Annotated in this window: 18 protein-coding genes and 1 tRNA gene; 13 read left to right on the top strand and 6 right to left on the bottom strand. The window is 71.3% G+C overall.

Translation table 11 applies throughout. The annotated features are described in order from the left end of the window. Window positions 1–8: 8 nt before the first annotated feature. Entirely contained in the window at window positions 9–530 is a 522-nt protein-coding gene (locus FE374_RS19055; RefSeq protein WP_168205555.1) for a CarD family transcriptional regulator, read from the bottom strand. 517 nt (window positions 531–1,047) lie between these two features. On the opposite strand from FE374_RS19055, the gene FE374_RS03140 reads away from it, so the two are divergent. The 10 genes from FE374_RS03140 (at window position 1,048) to FE374_RS03095 (ending at window position 11,445) form a co-directional block, all read left to right on the top strand. After that, on the top strand, window positions 1,048–2,304 hold the full coding sequence (locus FE374_RS03140) for an arginine deiminase (protein WP_139927199.1): 1,257 nt from the start codon (window positions 1,048–1,050) through the stop codon (window positions 2,302–2,304). A gap of 51 nt (window positions 2,305–2,355) precedes the next feature. After that, window positions 2,356–3,357, top strand: a complete 1,002-nt coding sequence (gene argF / locus FE374_RS03135; RefSeq protein WP_139931287.1) for an ornithine carbamoyltransferase — start codon at window positions 2,356–2,358, stop codon at window positions 3,355–3,357. Window positions 3,358–3,362: 5 nt separating this feature from the next. Further along, complete coding sequence (gene arcC, locus FE374_RS03130) at window positions 3,363–4,343, top strand: carbamate kinase (RefSeq protein ID WP_139927198.1); 981 nt, start codon at window positions 3,363–3,365, stop codon at window positions 4,341–4,343. A gap of 186 nt (window positions 4,344–4,529) precedes the next feature. Further along, the gene (locus tag FE374_RS03125) at window positions 4,530–5,657 is read left to right on the top strand and encodes a serine/threonine protein kinase (RefSeq protein ID WP_139927197.1); all 1,128 of its coding nucleotides are present in this window, start codon (window positions 4,530–4,532) and stop codon (window positions 5,655–5,657) included. 331 nt (window positions 5,658–5,988) lie between these two features. Further along, window positions 5,989–7,125 (top strand): DMT family transporter, encoded by a 1,137-nt coding sequence (locus tag FE374_RS03120; protein ID WP_168205554.1) that lies wholly within the window; start codon window positions 5,989–5,991, stop codon window positions 7,123–7,125. Next, the gene (locus FE374_RS03115) at window positions 7,125–7,898 is read left to right on the top strand and encodes a creatininase (RefSeq protein ID WP_139927196.1); all 774 of its coding nucleotides are present in this window, start codon (window positions 7,125–7,127) and stop codon (window positions 7,896–7,898) included. The genes FE374_RS03120 and FE374_RS03115 overlap by 1 nt, the downstream gene beginning before the upstream one ends. Window positions 7,899–7,912: 14 nt before the next feature. Continuing rightward, window positions 7,913–9,448, top strand: a complete 1,536-nt coding sequence (locus tag FE374_RS03110) for a purine-cytosine permease family protein (protein ID WP_139931283.1) — start codon at window positions 7,913–7,915, stop codon at window positions 9,446–9,448. A 13-nt stretch (window positions 9,449–9,461) separates the two neighbouring features. Further along, a complete protein-coding gene (argB, locus tag FE374_RS03105; RefSeq protein WP_139927195.1) occupies window positions 9,462–10,397 on the top strand; it encodes an acetylglutamate kinase in 936 nt (311 codons plus the stop codon). Continuing rightward, entirely contained in the window at window positions 10,394–10,843 is a 450-nt protein-coding gene (locus FE374_RS03100; RefSeq protein ID WP_139927194.1) for an arginine repressor, read from the top strand. The genes argB and FE374_RS03100 overlap by 4 nt, the downstream gene beginning before the upstream one ends. Further along, window positions 10,840–11,445, top strand: coding sequence for a TetR/AcrR family transcriptional regulator (locus tag FE374_RS03095; RefSeq protein WP_139927193.1), 606 nt, complete (start codon window positions 10,840–10,842; stop codon window positions 11,443–11,445). The genes FE374_RS03100 and FE374_RS03095 overlap by 4 nt, the downstream gene beginning before the upstream one ends. Window positions 11,446–11,505: 60 nt before the next feature. Here the strand turns inward: FE374_RS03095 and FE374_RS03090 are convergent. From FE374_RS03090 to FE374_RS03070, 5 genes are all read right to left on the bottom strand, one after another. Beyond that, window positions 11,506–11,578, bottom strand: a tRNA-Arg gene (locus FE374_RS03090). Between the two features lie 80 nt (window positions 11,579–11,658). Further along, window positions 11,659–12,183, bottom strand: a complete 525-nt coding sequence (locus FE374_RS03085) for a flavodoxin family protein (protein ID WP_139927192.1) — start codon at window positions 12,181–12,183, stop codon at window positions 11,659–11,661. Window positions 12,184–12,294: 111 nt separating this feature from the next. After that, window positions 12,295–15,165 carry a MinD/ParA family ATP-binding protein gene (locus tag FE374_RS20025; protein ID WP_139927191.1) on the bottom strand — a complete coding sequence of 957 codons (2,871 nt, stop codon included), beginning with the start codon at window positions 15,163–15,165 and terminating at the stop codon, window positions 12,295–12,297. A gap of 85 nt (window positions 15,166–15,250) precedes the next feature. Further along, window positions 15,251–15,457: a hypothetical protein gene (locus tag FE374_RS03075; RefSeq protein ID WP_139927190.1), complete on the bottom strand. Its 207-nt coding sequence runs from the start codon at window positions 15,455–15,457 to the stop codon at window positions 15,251–15,253. A 42-nt stretch (window positions 15,458–15,499) separates the two neighbouring features. After that, entirely contained in the window at window positions 15,500–15,694 is a 195-nt protein-coding gene (locus FE374_RS03070; RefSeq protein WP_139927189.1) for a hypothetical protein, read from the bottom strand. A gap of 282 nt (window positions 15,695–15,976) precedes the next feature. Here FE374_RS03070 and FE374_RS03065 point away from each other — a divergent pair, with 282 nt between their 5' ends. The 3 genes from FE374_RS03065 to FE374_RS03055 all read left to right on the top strand — a co-directional run bounded on the left by FE374_RS03065 (window position 15,977) and on the right by FE374_RS03055 (window position 19,746). Further along, window positions 15,977–16,750 carry an AfsR/SARP family transcriptional regulator gene (locus FE374_RS03065; RefSeq protein WP_139927188.1) on the top strand — a complete coding sequence of 258 codons (774 nt, stop codon included), beginning with the start codon at window positions 15,977–15,979 and terminating at the stop codon, window positions 16,748–16,750. A 10-nt stretch (window positions 16,751–16,760) separates the two neighbouring features. Continuing rightward, window positions 16,761–17,852 carry a hypothetical protein gene (locus tag FE374_RS03060; protein ID WP_179957344.1) on the top strand — a complete coding sequence of 364 codons (1,092 nt, stop codon included), beginning with the start codon at window positions 16,761–16,763 and terminating at the stop codon, window positions 17,850–17,852. Window positions 17,853–17,940: 88 nt separating this feature from the next. Continuing rightward, complete coding sequence (locus FE374_RS03055) at window positions 17,941–19,746, top strand: RecQ family ATP-dependent DNA helicase (protein ID WP_230978437.1); 1,806 nt, start codon at window positions 17,941–17,943, stop codon at window positions 19,744–19,746. The last annotated feature ends 62 nt before the right edge of the window (window positions 19,747–19,808 follow it).

The raw sequence follows: 19,808 nt of genomic DNA, 5'->3' as shown, positions 1-19,808 counted from the left end.
CGACCGCGTCAGCCGGCGACGGCGACCAGGTCGCGCTGCGGGGCGGGCTCTCCGACGATCGCCGCGTCCAGCGCGGCAACGGCCTCATCGTCGGAGAGGTCGAGCGACAGCGCGATCTCCGCCAGGAGCGGCTTGCGGGCGTCACGGAGCATGTCCTTCTCACCCCAGGACAGGCCCTTGGTGTCGAGCCGCCGGGTCAGGTCACGGACGACGCCCGCCGCCGCGAAGAGGTCGCCGGTGAGGAGCTTCTCGTGGTTGGCCTTCTGCCGGCGCGACCACTGCTCCTCCTCCTGCCCGCTGGCGGCCTGCAGGACCTCGAACAGCGACTCGATCTGACCCCGGTCGAAGACGGCGCGCACGCCGACCTCGTCCACCTTGTCCATCGGCACGGCGACGACGAGATTCGTGCGGTGGACCTGCAGCGAGAGGTAGTTCGTAGGCACCCCCCTCAGGATCCTGGTCGTGATCTCGGTGATCGTGGCCGGCCCGTGGTGGGGGTGGACGACGACCTGACCTGCGGAGAACTGCATGTGTTGGGTCCTTCGTGTGTGCGAGCGCCGCACCCGACCGCGCCCCCCGGACCGTGAGGTCGGAGCTGGACAGTCGTCCCGCCACCCGGCCGACCCTCGAACAGCGGGGTCCGGGCACACACGGCGGGAGCGCAGGGGCCGACGCCTCCACACCGGATGGACGCGCTTCCCCCTGCGAGCCGGCCTGTCGATTCTCCCAGACCACGGCCTGACGTAGCCGGTGCGAGATGCGTCACAGTCGCGCGCACCGTCCGTCACGCGACCGCCCCTGACCGCCCGACGATCCGCCCGGACCATTCGGCGCCGGGGAGCCGGCGGACGGGCCGTCGTGCCGCCGTCGGACATCTAGATCCCCTGCACGCACGTACAGCCGCGTAGACATGTCAAGGACTGACGCAACTCGGCGTATCCGCAGGTCAGGACGCTTGTTTAGGTAAAAGGTCCCCTGAACGGGCGTCCAGGTGGGTGTTGTCTTTCACCTAGCAGCTCTCAACGTTGAGGGAAGGACAAAGGAACGATGACGTACCAACAGACCACCACGCTGGCGAAGCAGATTCATCGCGTCGACTCCGAGATCGGCGTGCTCAAGCAGGTGATCCTGCACCGGCCGGGCCGGGAGATGTCGAGGCTCACGCCGTCCAACAAGGATGACCTCCTCTTCGACGACGTGCTGTGGGTCAGCCAGGCACAGTGGGAGCACGACCGGTTCGCCCAGGTGCTCCGCGACCGCGGCGTCGACGTCCTCTATCTCGAGGAGCTCCTCGCCGAGACCCTCGACAACATCGACGCACGCCGGTACCTGCTCGACCACGTCGTCGACGAGCGCGTCTACGGCCTGGGCGCCATCGACGCGCTGCGCAACCACGCCGACAACCTCGACAGCTCCGCCCTGGCGAGCGTGCTCATCGCCGGCATCACCAAGGGCGAGCTGCTCGACCAGATCGTCGAGCCCGACTCGGTCGCCCTGACGACCATGGGCGTGGACGACTTCGTCCTCGCCCCGCTGCCCAACCACCTCTTCACCCGCGACACCTCCTGCTGGGTCTACGACGGCGTCGCGATCAACTCCATGCGCAAGACGGCCCGCATGCGCGAGACGGTCAACTACGAGGCCATCTACCGCTGGCACCCGCGCTTCGCCGACGGCGACCACCACCTGTGGTCCGTCGGCTCGGCCGAGGGGGCCGCCACCGTCGAGGGCGGCGACGTCCTGGTGATCGGCAACGGGGCCGTGCTGGTCGGCCTCAGCGAGCGGACCTCCCCCCAGGGCGTGGAGCGACTCGCCGCTCGGCTCTTCGCCGAGGGCTCCGCCCGGCTCGTCATCGCCCTGGAGATGCCCAAGGCACGCGCCTTCATGCACCTGGACACGGTCATGACCATGGTCGACCAGGAGTCTTTCACCAAGTACGCCGGCCTCGGCATGCTGCCGTCGTTGACGATCCGTCCCGGCAGCACCCCCAAGGAGCTGTGCGTCACCCGGCACCCGGGCGAGGACATGCACCGCGTGATCGCGGACGCACTGAGCCTGCCCGACATCCGGATCCTCACCACCCCGCAGGACTCCCTCGCCGCCGAGCGCGAGCAGTGGGACGACGCCTGCAACACCCTCGCGATCGCACCCGGCGTCGTCGTCGGCTACGAGCGCAACGTCACCACCAACACGTACCTGCGGGACAACGGCATCGAGGTGCTCGAGGTTCCCGGGACCGAGCTCGGCCGCGGACGTGGAGGTCCGCGGTGCATGAGCTGCCCCACCATTCGAGAGGAAGTATGACCCATGGCACTCGCCAACCCTGAGCGCACCACCCTCGCGTCACCGACCAAGATGCCTCACGCGCTCCACGGACGCAATTTCCTGAAGGAGCTGGACTTCACGCCCGACGAGTGGCGCTCCCTGCTCGACCTCTCCGCGGCCCTGAAGGCGGAGAAGAAGTCCGGCACCGAGCTTCCCCGCCTCGCGGGGAAGAACATCGCTCTCATCTTCGAGAAGACCTCGACCCGCACCCGGTGCTCCTTCGAGGTGGCTGCCTTCGACCAGGGCGCCCACGTCACCTACCTCGACCCCAGCGGCTCCCAGATGGGCCACAAGGAGTCCGTGGCGGACACGGCGCGGGTGCTCGGCCGCTTCTACGACGGCATCGAGTTCCGCGGTGCGAGCCAGGAGGCCGTGGAGGTCCTCGGAGCTCAGTCCGGCGTGCCCGTGTGGAACGGCCTGACCGATGACTGGCACCCGACCCAGATGCTCGCCGACCAGCTCACCATGCGCGAGCACAGTGACAAGGCCGACGGCGAGATCGCCTTCGCCTACCTCGGCGACGCCCGCAACAACGTCGGCAACTCCCTGCTGATCTCCGGCGCCATGCTCGGCATGGACGTGCGCATGGTCGCCCCCAAGGAGCTGCAGAACGCTCCCGAGATCGTGGCCAAGGCCCGGGAGATCGCCGCGGAGACCGGCGCGCGGATCACCATCACCGACGACGTCGCGGTCGGCGTCAAGGGCGTCGACTTCCTCTACACCGACGTGTGGGTCTCCATGGGCGAGCCCAAGGAGGTCTGGGACGAGCGCATCACGCTGCTGAAGGACTACCAGATCAACGCCGCGCTCGTGGCCGCGACCGGCAACCCGGACGTGAAGTTCCTCCACTGCCTGCCGGCCTTCCACGACCGCGGCACCAAGGTCGGCGAGGACATCTACCAGAAGACCGGCATGGACGCCCTCGAGGTCACGGACGAGGTGTTCGAGTCCCCCGCCTCGATCGTCTTCGACCAGGCCGAGAACCGCATGCACACGATCAAGGCCGTCATGGTCGCCACCCTGGGGAGCTGACGAGGATGCGCATCGTCGTAGCACTGGGCGGCAACGCCCTCCTCCAGCGCGGTGACAAGCCGGACGCCGACATCCAGATCGCGAACGTCGAGACGGCGGTCAAGGCCCTCGCCCCCCTGGCGGAGGAGCACGAGGTCGTCATCACCCACGGCAACGGCCCGCAGGTCGGCGTCCTCGCCCTGCAGTCGGCGAACGACGCGAACCTCACCACGCCCTATCCGTTCGACACCCTCGGCGCCCAGACGCAGGGCATGATCGGCTACTGGCTGCTCCAGGCCCTGCAGAACAACCTGCCCGGCCGCCACGTCGCCGCCCTGGTCAACCAGACCCTCGTCCTCGCGGGTGACCCGGCCTTCAAGAACCCCACCAAGTTCGTCGGTGAGGTCTACAACGAGGAGCAGGCCGAGAAGCTCGCCGCCGAGCGCGGATGGGTGATGAAGGCGGACGGCCCGTACTTCCGTCGGGTCGTCGGCTCCCCCAAGCCGCAGCGCGTCATCGAGACGCGCCTCATCCGCACGATGCTCGCCGCCGGCGCGGTGGTCGTTTGCGCCGGTGGCGGCGGTGTCCCGGTCATCCGCAACGAGTTCGGCAAGCTCCAGGGCGTCGAGGCCGTCATCGACAAGGACCTCACCGCCGCGGTGCTCGCCGAGGCGCTCGAGGCCGACGTTCTCATGATCCTCACCGATGTGCCCGCCGTCATGGCGGACTACGGCACGCCGCAGCAGCGCGAGATCACGCGGTCCACCCCCGGCGCCCTGCGCGACCTGGGCCTGCCCGCGGGGTCGATGGGACCGAAGGTCGAGGCGGCCTGCCGTTTCGTCGAGCTCACCGGCGACATGGCGGCGATCGGCCGCCTCCAGGACGCCCGGGACATCATCGCCGGCAAGGCCGGCACGATCGTCACCCCGGGCGGCAACTACGGCGGACCGGACGACATCCGCCCGCCCGTGCCGCAGGTGCCGGAGACCCGGGTGCGGCGCGCATGAGGGACCTGCCGCCGGCCACCGACCGTGCCGGACCGAGGTGATGGCCTCGAGGACGGACCGCACGACGAGCACGACACAACGACACCCATGAACGACCGCCGCACCACGGCGGCCCAGGAAGCAGAGCCCCGAACAGCCGGGGTGAACCGGGAGCGCGACGACGCGCCCCAGAAGGAGTGAGTTTCAATGACCAAGATCGTCAACTCGTGGAACGACTTCGACCCGCTCAAGCACGTGATCGTCGGGCGCGCTGACAACAGCGTCATCCCGCCGGAGGAGCCGGCCACCTCGGAGAAGGTACCCGTGGACTCCGAGATGCGCGGCATGTGGGGGCCACGTCCCACGGAGACCGTGGAGAAGGCCAACGCGCAGCTGGACAACTACGCCAAGGTGCTCGAGGGCCTCGGCGTCAAGGTCGACCGGCCGACCCCGCTGCAGTGGAACCAGGAGATCAAGACCCCTGACTTCCGCACCGAGTCCGGCATGACGCAGATGCCGCCGCGCGACATCCTGCTCACCATCGGCAACGAGATCATGGCCTCCGCGAACTCGTTCCGGTGCCGCTACTTCGAGTACCTGGCCTACTGGCCGCTGATGAACGAGTACTTCGAGGCTGACCCGGAGTTCAAGTGGACCCAGGCGCCCCGCCCGCGTCTGACGGACAAGTCCTACAAGCACAACTACTACGACGAGAAGATCACCCTCGAGGAGCGCCTGGTGCGCACCGCCAACAAGGACTTCGTGACCACCGAGGCCGAGCCCATGTGGGACGCGGCCGACGTGATGCGCATGGGCAAGGACCTGTTCATCCAGCACGGGCTGACCACCAACCTCAAGGCCATGGAGTGGTTCAAGCGCTACTACCCCGACCTGCGGGTGCACTCGCTGAACTTCCCCGGTGACCCCTACCCGATCCACATCGACGCGACGTTCGTGCCGCTGCGGCCGGGCCTGATCATCAACAACCCCCACCGGCCCCTGCCGGAGGACCAGCGCAAGATCTTCGAGGCCAACGACTGGGAGATCGTGTCCGCCGCGACACCCGCGCACGACGAGCCGCCGGCCCTGTGCTACTCCTCGGTGTGGCTGTCGATGAACTGCCTCGTGGTCGACCACAAGACGGTCATCGTCGAGGAGTCCGAGGTCTACCAGGCCGAGCAGATGGACAAGCTCGGGATGAACGTCATCCCGGTGCCCCTGCGCGACGCCTACGCCTTCGGTGGCGGCCTGCACTGCGCCACCGCCGACGTCTACCGCGAGGGCGGCTGCGAGGACTACTTCCCGAACCAGGCCGGCGACACCACCCTCGTCTGACCTGCCGAGGGGCGACGGTCCAGGCCGTGGTCGTCGCCCCGCCGGGTGGTTCCGGTGGTCAGCACCTGCCGGCCACCGGAACCGGGCCGGGGCATGCGACCTCCCCGTCCCCCAAGCACGGCCGGGCCCAACCGGATCAAGCCGGATGGGCCCGGCCGCACCACTCACGGCCACCGAACAAGCCTTCCACCGCCGCCGTCCCTGACCTGGGACGGGCCGCACCGGCCTCGCGCGGGGGTCGCCGGTCGGGCCGGCCTCGGCTGACAGAGCTGACGTCCCGTCCACCAAGCGCCACCAAGCCCCGGAACGTGCACTCAAAGAGGAGAACGGGATGAACCCCACCAAGGCGCTCAAGCTCAAGGGCTTCGGGATCATGTTCCTGTCGTCGTCGCTCATGGGCGGCATCGGCGCCTTCGCCCGCTACATCGACGCCCCGGGCGACTTCATCGCCTTCAACCGCAGCCTCGCCGGCCTGATCGGGATGACGGCTATCTTCCTGGCCACCAAGGGCTTCCTGAAGGTGCGAGCCACGAAGTTCACACCGTCGCTCCTCCTCTCCGGCGTCTTCCTGGGCCTGCTGTCGTCCCTGTACGTGATCTCGACGCAGATGACCACCCTGGCCAACGCGTCGTTCCTGATCTACACCGGCCCGATCTACTCGACGGTCCTGTCGGCCATCTTCCTGAAGGAACCGCTCAAGAAGAGCATGATCGCCTCCCTCGGCGCGGTCCTCGTGGGCACGCTGCTGATCATCGGCATCATCAACTACACCGCCGGTGACGGCTTCACAGTCGGCCTCGACCTCGACCCGCAGTACATGACGGGCAACCTCGTCGCCCTGGTCTCCGGTGTGGCGTACGGGCTCTATCTGTTCTTCAGCCGCTACCGCACCGACTGCGACTCCAACGTGCGGGCCGGGTTCAACTTCCTCTTCGCCGTCGTGACGATCGGCGTGATCCTGATGTTCCGCACCCCGGACCTGTCCGGCATGGACAGCCGGTCCTGGATCGTGCTGGCCATCGCCGCAGTCGTGACCGGCTTCGGCGCCTTCTACTTCCTGACCGTGGCGACGCGGATCCTGCTCGCCGGCGAGCTCGCCGTCATCTCCTACCAGGAGACCATCATGGCGACCGTCCTCGGCCTGGTGCTCTTCGCCGAGCCGCTGACCGGCATGCAGGCTCTCGGCGGTGTCCTCATCGTCGGCGGTGGCCTCAGCCAGATCCTCGCCTCCACCAAGGCGAGGCCCAAGCGCGCCGACGGCCCGGACGCCGTCGGCGCGGCGCCGGACCGCGAGCCCACCACCCCGGTGCAGTCGGCACCCGAGCCGGCCCCGGTCATCGCCTCGACGCTCACGGCCGACCCGGCCGAGCCGACGGCGGCGCCCGCGATGGCCTCGGCGGCCACGGCCGCCGCACCCGCCGTGGCCGCACCCACGGCCGGCACCCGCTCGAGCAGGAGGACCAACTGATGGCACGCAGCGTGTTCATGGAGGACCTGGACGCCTTCACCTACCGGGAGCGGGTGGCCGACGGCGCACCGGTGCTGATCCCGGTGGGGTCGATCGAGCAGCACGGCCCGCACATGCCGTTGTCGGTGGACGTGCTGCTGTCCAAGGCGATGGCCGGGGCGGTCGCCGAGCGCACCGGGTCCCTGGTCGCCGCGCCGATCGTGTACGGGTACAAGTCCCAGCAGCGCTCGGGCGGTGGTAACCACCTGACCGGCTCCACCAGCCTGGACGCCGCCACGGTCATCGCCACCGCGAAGTCCCTGGTGCTCGAGCTGGCCCGGCACGGGGTGCGCAAGATCGCCTTCGTCAACGGCCACTACGAGAACTACCAGTTCCTCTACGAGGGCGTCGACCTTGCCCTGGGCGAGCTCCGCCTGGCCGGGACGGAGGACGTGCGGGTGATGCTGATGTCCTACTGGGACTTCGTCGACGACGCCGCCATCGCCGAGCTCTACCCCGACGGCTTCCCCGGCTGGGACCTCGAGCACGGCGGGGTGCTGGAGACCTCCTTGATGCTCCTGCTCCACCCCCACCTGGTGGACATGGACCGGGTCGCCGACATCCCCCCGGCGGTGCTCCCCACCTACGACCTTCTGCCGGCCCGTCCGGAGATCACGCCGCCCTCGGGATGCCTGTCATCCGGGGCGGCCGCCACCGCCGGCAAGGGCCGGGTCCTCCTCGACCGTGCCTCCGCCGGCATGGTCACGGCCATCCGTAGCGAGTTCGGGATGTGAGTCTCGTGACTCAGATGAACTTCACCGGAGCGAGGACCCCCGTCACGGGCACCTCGCTGAGCGGCCGGGACCCGGCATCCGCCGGACCGGCGCACACCGAGCCTCCCGACGTGCGCCGCGACGTCGAGGAGACGCTGCAGCCCATCCCGGAGGACCAGCGCACGACGAAGGTCGCCGGCCAGTTCTGGATCTGGGCGGGGGCGAACATCGCCCCGATCAACTGGGTCCTGGGCGCGTTGGGGATCAGCATGGGCCTGGGCCTGTGGGACACCTTCGGCGTCCTGGTGGCCGGCAACGTGCTCGGCATGGTCGTCTTCGGCTTGTTCGTCCTGCTCGGCCAGCGCAGCGGGGTCACCGGCATGCTGCTGGGGCGGGGGGTCTTCGGCCGCCGCGGCAACTACCTCCCCGCCGTGATCCAGGCGACAGTCGTGATCGGCTGGTGCGCGGTCAACACCTGGATCGTGCTGGACCTGGTGATGGCCCTGTTCGGGAAGATCGGCCTGGTCGACCCGACGCTGACCAACTACGGGTGGAAGTTCGCCGTGGCCGCGGCCGTGATGGCCGTACAGGTCACCATCGCCCTGTTCGGCTACAGGGCCATCTCCGCCTTCGAGAGATGGACGGTCCCGCCCACGATCGCGATCCTGGTCGCGATGTCCGTCGCCGCCTGGGTCTTCATGGACATCGACTGGTCCTACGCCGGCCCGCCCACCGGAGCGCTGACCGGCTGGGAGCGCATCGTCGCGATGTCCTCGGTGATGACCGCCATCGGGGTCGGCTGGGGCCTGACCTGGCTGACGTACGCCTCGGACTACTCCCGGTTCGTCAGCAAGACCGTCCCCCGCAAGAAGCTCTACCTCGCCAGCGCCGGCGGGCAGATCCTGCCCGTGCTGTGGCTCGGCCTGCTCGGCGCAACCCTGGCCACCACCAACGGGTCGGTCGACCCCGGCAAGCTCATCGTCGACAACTTCGGCGCCCTGGCCATCCCCGTCCTGCTGCTGGTGCTGCACGGACCCATCGCCACGAACATCCTGAACATCTACACCTTCACCGTCACCATCCAGAGCCTGGACGTCAGGATCGGGCGGCGGGCGCTGAACATCGGGATGGGCGTCGCGACCATGGGCGCGGTCACCGTGTTCGTGTTCTCGACCGACATCGCCAGCTCGCTCGACGCCTGGCTGTCCGCCTGCGTGGGCTGGACCTCCACCTGGGGCGCGATCGTGGGCGTGCGCTACTACCTCCTCGACCGGCACTCCACCGACTTCGGCCATCACTTCGACCCGGTGGGCACCCACCGGCTCCGCGACGTCGACTGGCGTGCGCTGGTCGCGTTCGGGACGGGGCTCCTGTGCGCCTGGCTCTTCATGCACGGGATGGTCCCCGCGCTCCAGGGACCGGTGTCCACCGCGCTGCACGGGCTGGACCTGTCCTGGCTCGCCGCGGCGATCAGCTCGGGTGGCGTCTACTACCTGCTCGTCCGCAAGGACCCCACCCTGCGCGGATCCCGTACCCGCACCGGCGTCGCGTCCGGCACACCCACCAACTGAAGGACCTCCTTCCATGAGCACCATCTCCCTGGAGCGGCCGGCCGCCGCGTTCAGCACCGAGCGCGACCTTCTCCCCCACCAGAAGGCGGAGGTCCTCATCCAGGCCCTGCCCTGGCTCGAGCGCTTCGCGGGCGGGCGGGTCGTCATCAAGTACGGCGGGCACGCCATGGTCGACCCCGCCCTGCAGCGGGCCTTCGCCCAGGACGTCCTCTTCCTCCACCGGGTCGGTCTGCACCCGGTGGTCGTGCACGGCGGCGGCCCGCAGATCTCCCGGATGCTCGACCGGCTCGGCATCGCCACGGAGTTCCGCGGCGGGCTGCGGGTGACCACGCCGGAGGTGATGGACGTGGTCCGCATGGTCCTCACGGGACAGGTGCAGCGCGACCTCGTCGGCCAGCTCAACACCCAGGTCGCGCACGCCGTCGGGATCTCGGGGGAGGACGGCGGCCTGTTCCGGGCCCGACGGCGGCGTGCGGTGGTCGACGGCGAGGAGGTCGACGTCGGCATGGTCGGTGACGTGGTGACCGTCAACCCGCAGGCGGTCGAGGACCTGCTCGCGGCGGACCGGATCCCGGTGATCTCGACCGTGGCGCCCGACGTCGCTGACCCGGGCCGTGTCCTCAACGTCAACGCCGACACGGCCGCCGCCGCGCTCGCCGTCGCCCTGCACGCCCGCAAGCTCGTGGTCCTGACCGACGTGGAGGGGCTCTACCCCCGGTGGCCGCACCGTCACCCCCTCGTGCGTCGCATGTCGGCGTCCGAGCTGGCCGAGCTGCTGCCCCGGTTGGAGTCCGGCATGGTGCCCAAGATGGAGGCCTGCCTGCGCGCGGTCCGCGGCGGCGTCCCGCAGGCGCACGTGATCGATGGTCGGCGCGAGCACTCGATGCTGCTGGAGATCTTCACCGACGGCGACACGGGCACGATGATCCTGCCGGACGGTGCGATGTGAGCAGCCCTGCCCCGCAGCAAAGGCCCGCGTCCCGGCTCGGCCCCGTCTCCCGGCTCGGCACGGCGCCGCGGCTCTCGTCGGTCCGCGCCGGGGCACCCCCAGCCGAGCAGCAGGACGAGACACCCGAACCGCTCGTCGGTGCGCTCCAGGAGCTCGTCTTCACGGTCCGCGAGGCCGAGAACCTCGTGGTCCTGAAGACGCTGCGCGGCGCCGCGCCCATGGTCGCCGCCGTGATCGACGACGCGATGATCGCGCCGATCGTCGCTACCGTGGCGGGGAACGACACCGTCCTGGCGATCACCCGCTCAGAGGTGGCCGGCGGGATCATCGCGCGGTACTTCCGTAGTCTGGCGGGGGTCGGCCCACGACGGGCCCGGCCGGTAACGAGCAGTCGAGCAGGCACGGCAGCGCTCCCGGGTGCTGCCCATGACGAGGAGTCAGGATGAGTACGGCGGGACGGACGGCGACGGTCACGGGACGCACAGCGCCCGAGGCCAGGCGCGCCACCGACAGGGGCGGCAGGCGCCGGACGGAGATCGCCGAGGTCGCGGCGGCCATCCTGCGCGAGGAGGGCCCGGCCGGCGTCTCGCACCGCACGGTCGCCCGACGTGTGGGGTGCTCGTTGTCCCTGACGACGTACTACTTCGAGAGCCTGGACGAGCTCCTCGCCGAGGCCGGCCGCATCAACATCGGGCTGTGGGCTTCCCGTGCGGAGGCGGTCGCCGAGGCGGCCGAGACCGAGCCGGCACCGACCGAGCGCGACGCCATCACGGCGTTGGTGCTGCGCGCCTGCCTGCCCGAGGGCAGCGAGCTGCTCGGGCACTACCTCCAGCTGATCGCCGCAGGTGGTGCGGCTCCGGTCAGCACGTCGTACCGCACCGGCCGCGACCGGCTCAACGGCGCGGTCGCCAGGGTATTGCGGCGCGTGGAGTGCACCCGCCCGCCCGAGCTGGTCATCGCCGTGGTCGATGGCGCCGCCGTCAGTGCGCTCAGCGAGGGCCGTGACGTCCGGGAGGACGCGGCAAGGCTCCTCGACCACATCCTGTAACGGTCCGCGCAGGTCGAGCCCGCGGCGTCGGGTTGGCGCGAGCCGGGGCAGCCGGGGCGGTGCCCTCGGGCAGATTCGAACTGCCGACACCCGCTTTAGGAGAGCGGTGCTCTATCCCCTGAGCTACGAGGGCGGGGACCGCCTACCAGGGTAGCGGGCGCGAGAGCGGGCTCCGAAACGCGGAGCCCGGCCCCAGGCACCGGGCCAGAAGCGTCAGCCCACCAGCGCCCCGCCCACGGTGGCCGCCAGCTCCTCGCCCCACCTGCGCGCCCGGTCCAGCTCGCCGTCGAGCAGCGGGCCGGTGTACCCCTGGACGTAGAAGCTGCGGGACTTGCCCACCACCTTCGCACCGAGGCGGCGCAACCGCTTCTCCTCGGAGTGCGACGCCCACCCCGGGATCATCGGGGTCTTCACGTGCGTGTCGAACGCGGCCACGCGGAGTCCGCCTGGCGCGTGGTCGGCCGCGCCGAGCCACTCGCGGACTCCCTTGCCGGCGGAGATCACCGACCCGCCCCCGCGGGCGGCGGCGTCGGCGCGGGTCTGCGGCCGGCTGAGGCCGAAGGCCTGGGTGGGTGCCCCCACGACGAGGAGGTCGACATGCAGATCCTCCAGGGCGGGCGCCTCACCCACCTCGCACACCTGGGCCCGCGTCGCCCCCGCGGTCAGCCCCTCGGCGACCGCCTCCGCCACTGCCTTGGTGTTGCCGAACATCGACTCGTACACGACCAGTGCATCCATCGCCGCTCACCCCCCCAGTTCCCGGCGGTGCGGGTGCCGGCGGCCACCGGGCCGCCCGCCGTCCCTCCAGCCTCTTACCCTCCGCCCGTCGGTTCAAGTGACGTAAGTCCCTCAGCGGTTCCCCCGCGCCTCCACGAAGTTCCCGGCGACGGCGGCCGCCACCTGCTGGAGCGCGTACCGGGTCTGACGGCGCAGCTGAGCGACGTCGGTCTGGGCGCCCTTCTCCAGGGCCTCGTCCCACGGCACCGTCGCCACGTGGGCGCACCGCTTGGTGAAGTGGGCCTCGACCTTGTCCAGCGGCACCCCGACGCCGCGCCGCACCCCGTTGATCACGACGACGGCGCTCTCCACCAGCTGCCCGTGCCCGTGCTGCTCCAGCCAGTCGAGGGTCAGGGCCGCCGCCCGCGCGCCGTCGAGCGCCGGCTTGAGCACGAGGACGAGCTGGTCGGCATCGGCGATGAGGCCCTGGTTGGCGCTGTCGAGGATCCCGGTGCCGGTGTCGAGCACGATGAGGTTGTAGAAGGCGTCGAGCAGGCTCAGGACCCGGTGATACGACGCCCGGGTCAAGGCGAGGGTGATCCGCGGGTCGTCGTCGGATGCCAGCACCTCCAGCCGGGACTCCGGTGCCTGCGAGGTGTAGGCCTGCAGATCGGCGTAGGTGTGGATGCGCTCCAGGTCGCTCAGCACGTCCGTGATCGTGCGGGCGTTGGGCCGGGTGTGACCACGGGCGAGCCGGTGCGCGAGGTTGCCGGCGTCGGGGTTGGCGTCGACGGCGATGACGCGGTCACCGCGCTCGACGGCGAAGGTGCTGCCCAGGGCGAGCGTGATCGTCGTCTTGCCCACGCCGCCCTTGCGGCTCATGACCACCACCCGGCGCGACCCGACGATGGGTGTGCGCATCTGCTCGAGCAGGGCCCGGTAGCGCAGCTCGGCCGCCCCCGGCCGGGGGCTGACCCGCCCGCCGGTGAGGACGTGCAGCGCGTGCTGCCAGCCGAGCGTGGCCGCGTCGCGGTCGGTGCTGAACATCGCCTCGTCGGTGAACGCCGCGGCGGTCAGCGGCACCGGCTCCTCGGCGCCGGGCATGCGCCCGGCGGGTGCCGTGCGGGCCGGCGCGGGCGGGCGTGGCGGTGCCGGCTCCGGGCGTGGCGGCGCGGGCGGGCGTGGCGGTGCCGGCTCCGGGCGTGGCGGTGCCGGCTCCGGGGGCGGTGGCGGCGGCGGGGCGGCGACCGCCACTGACGGCGGGGCCGCTGCTCGGGCAGGTGCGGCCGACGGCGCAGTGTCGGCCGCAGGCGCGTCGATCACCGGAGGCGACGACGGAGCCGCGGTCGCCGGCGACACGACCCCAGTCGTCGTCCGCGGGTTGGTGATGAGGCGCCACCCCGACCAGGGTTGCTGCCGGTCGTGAGCCGGGACCGGTGGGGGGTGGGCGACGGGGTTCTGCCTGGACCGGGCGACATCGGCGTCCGGGCTGAGCGGGCGGGACTGATCGAGCATGGTCGACCTCCTGGTGGTCGCATGTCGGGCCACGGCGCCACCGCGGCTGCGGCGGGGGCCGGACCCCGCGGTGGCGCGGCGCAGCTGCCGGATGAGGAGCATGAGCAGGCGTTGAAGCACGAGGACGGCGCCCACGGCGGGGAGGAGGATGACCGCCAGGGCGAACACGGCACCGAGGAACGGCAGTGGCGCCCGGTCGGCGACGGCGGCCGCCGCCGTGGCGACGTGAACCCGGGCGGCGCCCACCGCGACCGTGAGGATGGCCGGGAGGTTCACGAGGAGCCAGCCCAGCGCGAGCGCGAGCGTGGGCACCACTGTGACGACCCAGGCGGTCACGATCCGGCGGGAGGCGGGCCGCAGCTCCGCGACCCGCGGGTGCACCGCCCGGCCGGGAAGCAGGCTGCGCACCACCGGGCCCACGCGGGAGAACAGGTCGGGGACGCCGGCCAGGTCCGCGAGGACGAAGTAGCCGTCGAAGCGCAGGGTGGGCACGAGCTGCTGGACCATCTGGAAGTGGGTGAGGAGCACGTAGATGACGAGCAGCTCGGGGCCGCCGAGCAGATAGCCCACCCCGGCCGCGAGCAGTCCCCAGACGTTGAAGTACAGACCGCCGAGGTCGGTGCGCAGCCGGCCGGCGCGGTCCAGGCGGTAGGAGTCGGTGACGTCGGTGAAGAACGCCGGAAACACGAGGTAGACGCCGGCGCCGATCGCCCCGGGGGACGCACCGCCGTAGTGGCAGGCGGTCGCGTGCCCGAGCTCGTGGACCAGGATGCCGGCGGCAACCAGGCCGTACAGCGCGATGAGCATCGAGGGCGTGGCCAGCGTGGTGGCCAGGGCCGCGAGCGCGTCGGTGCGCACGAGAAGCGCGATGTCCATGACCACGAGCCCGGCGAGGGCCAGCACCATCACCGGCGGCCAGAAGGTGGGGGCGAGCATCGCGGCCAGGCGCCGGACCACGCGCGCGGGCAGCAAGGTCACTTTCAGGCTGAGCGCCAGCAGCGGCCTGGCACGCGGGGCCCCCTGCACCGGCGCAGGGGCATCGGCGTCGGTGACGAGCCCCACCGGCTGCAGCTTGGTCGTGACCAGGTGGTCCAGGCCCTCGGGGGTGAGCCGGCGGCCGAAGGCCTTGGTGACGACGTCGGCCGCCTCGGCGGACGTACGCTCGCCGGTGAGGCTGACGAGGACGAGGTGGATGAGCTCGGAGACCTGCACCACCTGCCCGTCCGCGCGTCGGACGAGGTAGGCGGCGGTGGTCAGCCCCGAGCCCTGGACCTGACCGAGCGACTCGACCCCGGCGCTGCACCGCCACCGCCGTGGTGCGGTGGGCGGCGTCGGAGCGACGATCCCTGATGGTGCGGCGGGTGCCTCGGAGCCGTCGGTGCGAGTGGGGGACTCCCCCAGCGGGGTAGCCGACGCCTCGGGCGGGGTGGAAGCCGGGTTCGGGGGCGGCGCGGCGGTGTCGGCGTGCTGGCGAAGCTGCAGCGTCATCGGATTCCCCCTCGGTCCGGCAGTGTGGTGCCCGGTGGGCACACCAGCGCGCATGGTGTGCCCACCGGGCGAACTGACGTGGCGCCTACCCTTGGGCGACGCTGACCCACTGCTGGGCGTTCGCGATGTTCACCGAGTCGATGGTGAACATCTGGATCGCCACCGCGTTGTTGATGGCGATGACCGGCGCGATGTTGATGTTGAGGTTCAGCCAGAGGGTCTCCCGCGGTGGCAGCACCTCTAGCGCCTGTGCATCGAGCTCGGACTCCATCAGTGTTCGGTGATCTGCCATGACCACTCACCTTTCGCAGGACAGTCATGCCGTGTGAGCCGGTCAGTACTGGTTCACCTGGACGTACTGCTCGGCATTCGCAACGTTCAGCGAACCCCAGGTGTACGCCTGCAGGGCTGTGGCCGAGTTGGTCGCGTAGACGTCCGCGTAGTTGACCTTGAAGAAGAACAGCGTCTCCTTCGTGGGAAGCAGCTCCGTGGCCTGGCCGTCGATCTCGCTGAAGGACAGATCGCGCATGGTTGTCACCCCCCCTCTGCGTCTCGAGCCTGATCGGACGTGCCCAGTGAGCCCGGTCTCGTGTTACTGGGGCGTGATCGGAACGTGATCGGCGACGGCCCGCGGCGGGGCGGCCCGGGCACGCAGCCGTCGTCTGCACCGCCTGAAGCCGCTTTTCACCCTTGACGCCAGCGTGACTGGTGAGGATCGTGATGCGTACGACGGGTGACGACGACGGCACGCCGCCAGGGAGGGATTCCGGCAGGCGTCCTTGCTAGTCGGGTCGAGGGGGACTCAACCGACATGGACTCCGAGGCGATCGCGATCTCCGGGCACGGCCCACGCTGGTCCCTGAGGTTGTTCGACGGCTGGCAGCTCAGGTGCGACGACGCGGCCGTGGTGGTGGCCTACCGCGAGCGCCGGCTGATCAGCCTGCTGGCGCTGCAGGGGGAACGGCCGCGCTCCCACCTGGCCGGACTGCTGTGGCCGGAGAGCGACGAGTCCCGCGCCCACGGCAACCTGCGGGCGGCGGTGTGGCGCATCCAGCACCTGCTCGTCGGCGTGCTCCAGGAGTCCCCGGGGATGATGACGCTGGCCTCCGACGTGCAGGTGGACGTCCACGAGCTGCGCACCCTCGCTCACCGGCTGACCGCCGACGAGGAACCACCGGACACCGCGCACGCGCTGCAAGTGCTCCGGCGCGGCACCCTGCTGCCCGGCTGGTACGACGACTGGGCGCTGGAGGAGCGCGAGCAGCTGCACCAGCTGCGGCTGCGGGCGCTGGAGAACCTGGCCGACCGGCTGCTCGAGCGCGACCAGCTCGACGGCGCCCTCCAGGCGGCCATGGGCGCCGTCTCGCTGGAGCCGCTGCGCGAGAGCGCGCACCGCGCCCTCATCCGGGTGCACCTGCGCGACGGCAACCACGTCGAGGCCGTGCGCGTCTACCGGACGTTCCGCGAGCGCCTCAACGACGAGCTCGGGATCTCCGTGTCCCCGTTGATCGTGGACCTCGTCCGGCCGCTGCAGACCGCCACCGAACGGCACAACGGCCCGCAGCAGCTGCGCCGACGGCACTGACGTGCCGGTGTTGTTTGCTGACGACGGCACCGGCGGGCCGGTGCCGTGGCCCGACGCCGTCGACGAGATCCTGCGCGGCGACCTCGTGGCCGCCCTCGCCTACGTCACCCCGGCCGGCGGCGCCGTCGCCACCACCGTGGCGCCGTGCGGGCTGGTGGACCGCGGGCGCGGCACCGTCTCCTTCACCACCTCGCTCGGCTTCGGCCGCAAGCTCGAGCGACTGGTGCGCGACACGTCCACGGCACTGGCGTTCCACACCCGCGAGCACGGCTTCGCCCGTGCACCCGGGCACGTCCTGGTGCAGGGCCGCTCGACGGTCCAGCTGCGCGTCACGCCAGCCCGGGTGGCAGAGGTGACGGCGCACGCCGAACGGTTCCTCGGCCCGCTCCGCCGGGGCCCGGTGTGGGACCGGCTGCTGCGCGAGTACTACGCCGACCGCGTCGTCGTCGACGTCGCGGTGAGCCGGGTGGCCACCTGGCCGGGCCCCACGGTGCTCAACGACCCGACGGCGGTCAACGACCCGACGGCGGTCGACGAGCCGGTGGTGGTCGGCCCGCCCTGGCCGGGCCCACCGCCGTCGCAACGGCCGCCCAAGGACGGGGTCGGGCCGCGGGTGGAGATCGCCCGCACCTTCCGGCTCGTGACGGCGCTGCCGCACGTCGTGCTCGCGTACCGCGGGGCGGACCGGCTGCCGGTGGTCGTACCCGTCACGGTGGCCGGGCGCGACGGCGGTGGGTTGCACCTGCGCGGGCCGCTGCCGCCGGGGCGACGGCGCGCCGGGCTCCTCGCGCACGGGTTCCGGCCCGGGCTGGTAGGGCTGCACACGCGGGTGCTGACGGGCTGGCTCGTGTGCGACGACGCGGGCGACGGGCACTACGCACCGCACACCTCATCGGGCGTGTACGCTCCGCCGGTCAAGAGCCTGCTGCTGGTGAGCAACGGGCTGCTGGCCAAGTACGGCAAGTGGAAGGGTCGCGGCGACCGTGCCTCCCAGGGCCTGACCGCGCTCCTCGCCGCCCGCGAGGCCGCCGACGCGGCAGCCGCCACTGGCGCCGACGCCACACCCACGGGTTCGTCAGAGCCGGGCGACACGGGGACCTGACCGCCGCCGGGCTCGCTTGCCGGACGGCCCTGGGGCGCTCGAGGTTGGTCCTGTTGCCGACGCCACCACCGGGACCGAAAGTTGTCCGGTGCCCTCCACCGACAGCCCCACCACGACCTGGCGCCGGTCCGCGGACCAGGACCGCCTACGAGCCGCCGCCCGCGACGTCTTCGACTGGGACGCCCTCCGTCCCGGGCAGCGCGAGGCCATGGCGGCGGCCGTCGCGGGTCGCGACGTCCTCGCGGTCATGCCGACCGGCTACGGCAAGTCGGCGATCTACCAGGTGTCGGCGGTGCTGCTGGACGGTCCGACGATCGTGGTCTCTCCACTGATCTCTCTCCAGCAGGACCAGGTGGCCGGCCTGGAGGAGGCCGGCTCGGGCGTCGAGGCGGTCGCCGTCAACTCGGCCCAGGACCGCCGGGAGAACGCCGAGTCGTGGCGCACGGTCGGCAGCGGAGGTGCGGAGTTCCTGTTCCTCTCCCCCGAGCAGCTCGCCAAGGAGGACGTGACCGACCGGATCCGTGTGCTGCGCCCCTCGCTGTTCGTGGTGGACGAGGCCCACTGCGTCTCCTCCTGGGGCCACGACTTCCGGCCGGACTACCTGGCGCTGGGCGCCGTGGTCGAACGCGTCGGCCGGCCGGTGGTCATCGCGCTGACCGCCACGGCGTCGACCCCTGTGCAGTCCGAGATCGTCGACCGGCTCGGCCTGCGGGACCCGCTCGTCGTCAGCCGCGGCTTCGACCGGCCGAACCTCACCCTCGAGGTGCTGCGCCACCCCGACGACGCGACGAAGCGGCGCGCCGTCGTCGATGGCGTCACGAACCTGGCTGGGCCAGGACTGGTGTACGTGGCCACCCGCAAGGACACCGAGCGCTATGCGTCGGCCCTCGCCGAGCGGGGGCTGCGGGCGGCGGTCTACCACGCCGGGCGGTCCGCCGACGATCGTGAGCAGGTGCACCGCGCCTTCCTGGACGACGAGGTCGACGTCGTGGTGGCGACCTCGGCGTTCGGCATGGGCATCGACAAGCCGAACGTCCGGTTCGTGGTCCACGCCGACGCCCCGGACTCCCTGGACAGCTACTACCAGGAGATCGGCCGCGCGGGCCGCGACGGCGAGGCGGCCCGCGCCGTCCTGCACTACCGGCCCGAGGACCTGGGCCTGCGTCAGTACTTCGCCACCACCTCGGTGGACGAGCCGGCGCTGCGCGCGCTGCTCACGGCGGTACGCCGTGCCGGTGGGCCGGCCGCGCTCACCCACCTTCGCGAGCGGACCGGGCTGTCCGCGCGGAAGGTGGCCGGCCTGGTCAACCTGCTCCAGGAGGTCGGTGCGGTGCGGCGTGAGCGCCGCGGAGTGGCGGCCGTCGGGGACGAGGCGCCGGGCCGGGTCGTCGCCCGCGCCGAGGACCTCACCGACTCCCGCGAGCGCGTCAACCGCTCCCGGGTGGAGATGGTCCGCGGCTACGCCGAGACGCTGGAGTGCCGACGGCGGTTCCTCCTGGGCTACTTCGGCGAGCCCCACCCCGGCGGCTGCGGCAGCTGCGACGTGTGCCGACGGGATGAGCCCGACATGGACGACGACGGCGGGCCGGGCGTCGTGGAGGACGTCATCGCGGGCACGGACGTCCTCGAGGGCACCGATCGCCGGCCGGCCCCCACCCCAGCAATGAGCAGCGAGACCACGTCCACAACCCGCGAGATGTCATCTTCTCCGCCAGATGTCACGGCCCCGGACGACCAGTTCCCGCTGCAGGCGTCGGTCGAGCACCGCGAGTGGGGGCCGGGCGTGGTGATGCGCCACGACGGCGACCGGATCACCGTCTTCTTCGAGCGGGAGGGGTACCGCACGCTCGACCGCGAGCTCATCGCCCGGGAGGACCTCCTGCGGCGCGGCTGACCATCCCCAGCTCCCGCGACGCGATGACCTCTCGCGGAGGAGATGACATCTCGCGGGTGCCT

The sequence above is a fragment of the Georgenia yuyongxinii genome, assembly GCF_006352065.1.
In the GTDB taxonomy this organism is placed as follows: domain Bacteria; phylum Actinomycetota; class Actinomycetes; order Actinomycetales; family Actinomycetaceae; genus Georgenia; species Georgenia yuyongxinii.
The sequence above is the reverse complement of the archived record's forward strand: the minus strand, read 5'-3'. Positions and strand labels throughout refer to the sequence as shown.

Excerpts from the sequence above, each read along its gene's own strand:
- FE374_RS19055 (WP_168205555.1), bottom strand. The coding sequence starts at position 530 with ATGCAGTTCTCCGCAGGTCAGGTCGTCGTCCACCCCCACCACGGGCCG.
- FE374_RS03140 (WP_139927199.1), top strand. The coding sequence starts at position 1,048 with ATGACGTACCAACAGACCACCACGCTGGCGAAGCAGATTCATCGCGTC.
- argF (WP_139931287.1), top strand. The coding sequence starts at position 2,356 with ATGCCTCACGCGCTCCACGGACGCAATTTCCTGAAGGAGCTGGACTTC.
- arcC (WP_139927198.1), top strand. The coding sequence starts at position 3,363 with ATGCGCATCGTCGTAGCACTGGGCGGCAACGCCCTCCTCCAGCGCGGT.
- FE374_RS03125 (WP_139927197.1), top strand. The coding sequence starts at position 4,530 with ATGACCAAGATCGTCAACTCGTGGAACGACTTCGACCCGCTCAAGCAC.
- FE374_RS03120 (WP_168205554.1), top strand. The coding sequence starts at position 5,989 with ATGAACCCCACCAAGGCGCTCAAGCTCAAGGGCTTCGGGATCATGTTC.
- FE374_RS03115 (WP_139927196.1), top strand. The coding sequence starts at position 7,125 with ATGGCACGCAGCGTGTTCATGGAGGACCTGGACGCCTTCACCTACCGG.
- FE374_RS03110 (WP_139931283.1), top strand. The coding sequence starts at position 7,913 with ATGAACTTCACCGGAGCGAGGACCCCCGTCACGGGCACCTCGCTGAGC.
- argB (WP_139927195.1), top strand. The coding sequence starts at position 9,462 with ATGAGCACCATCTCCCTGGAGCGGCCGGCCGCCGCGTTCAGCACCGAG.
- FE374_RS03095 (WP_139927193.1), top strand. The coding sequence starts at position 10,840 with ATGAGTACGGCGGGACGGACGGCGACGGTCACGGGACGCACAGCGCCC.
- FE374_RS03085 (WP_139927192.1), bottom strand. The coding sequence starts at position 12,183 with ATGGATGCACTGGTCGTGTACGAGTCGATGTTCGGCAACACCAAGGCA.
- FE374_RS20025 (WP_139927191.1), bottom strand. The coding sequence starts at position 15,165 with ATGACGCTGCAGCTTCGCCAGCACGCCGACACCGCCGCGCCGCCCCCG.
- FE374_RS03075 (WP_139927190.1), bottom strand. The coding sequence starts at position 15,457 with ATGGCAGATCACCGAACACTGATGGAGTCCGAGCTCGATGCACAGGCG.
- FE374_RS03070 (WP_139927189.1), bottom strand. The coding sequence starts at position 15,694 with ATGCGCGATCTGTCCTTCAGCGAGATCGACGGCCAGGCCACGGAGCTG.
- FE374_RS03065 (WP_139927188.1), top strand. The coding sequence starts at position 15,977 with ATGGACTCCGAGGCGATCGCGATCTCCGGGCACGGCCCACGCTGGTCC.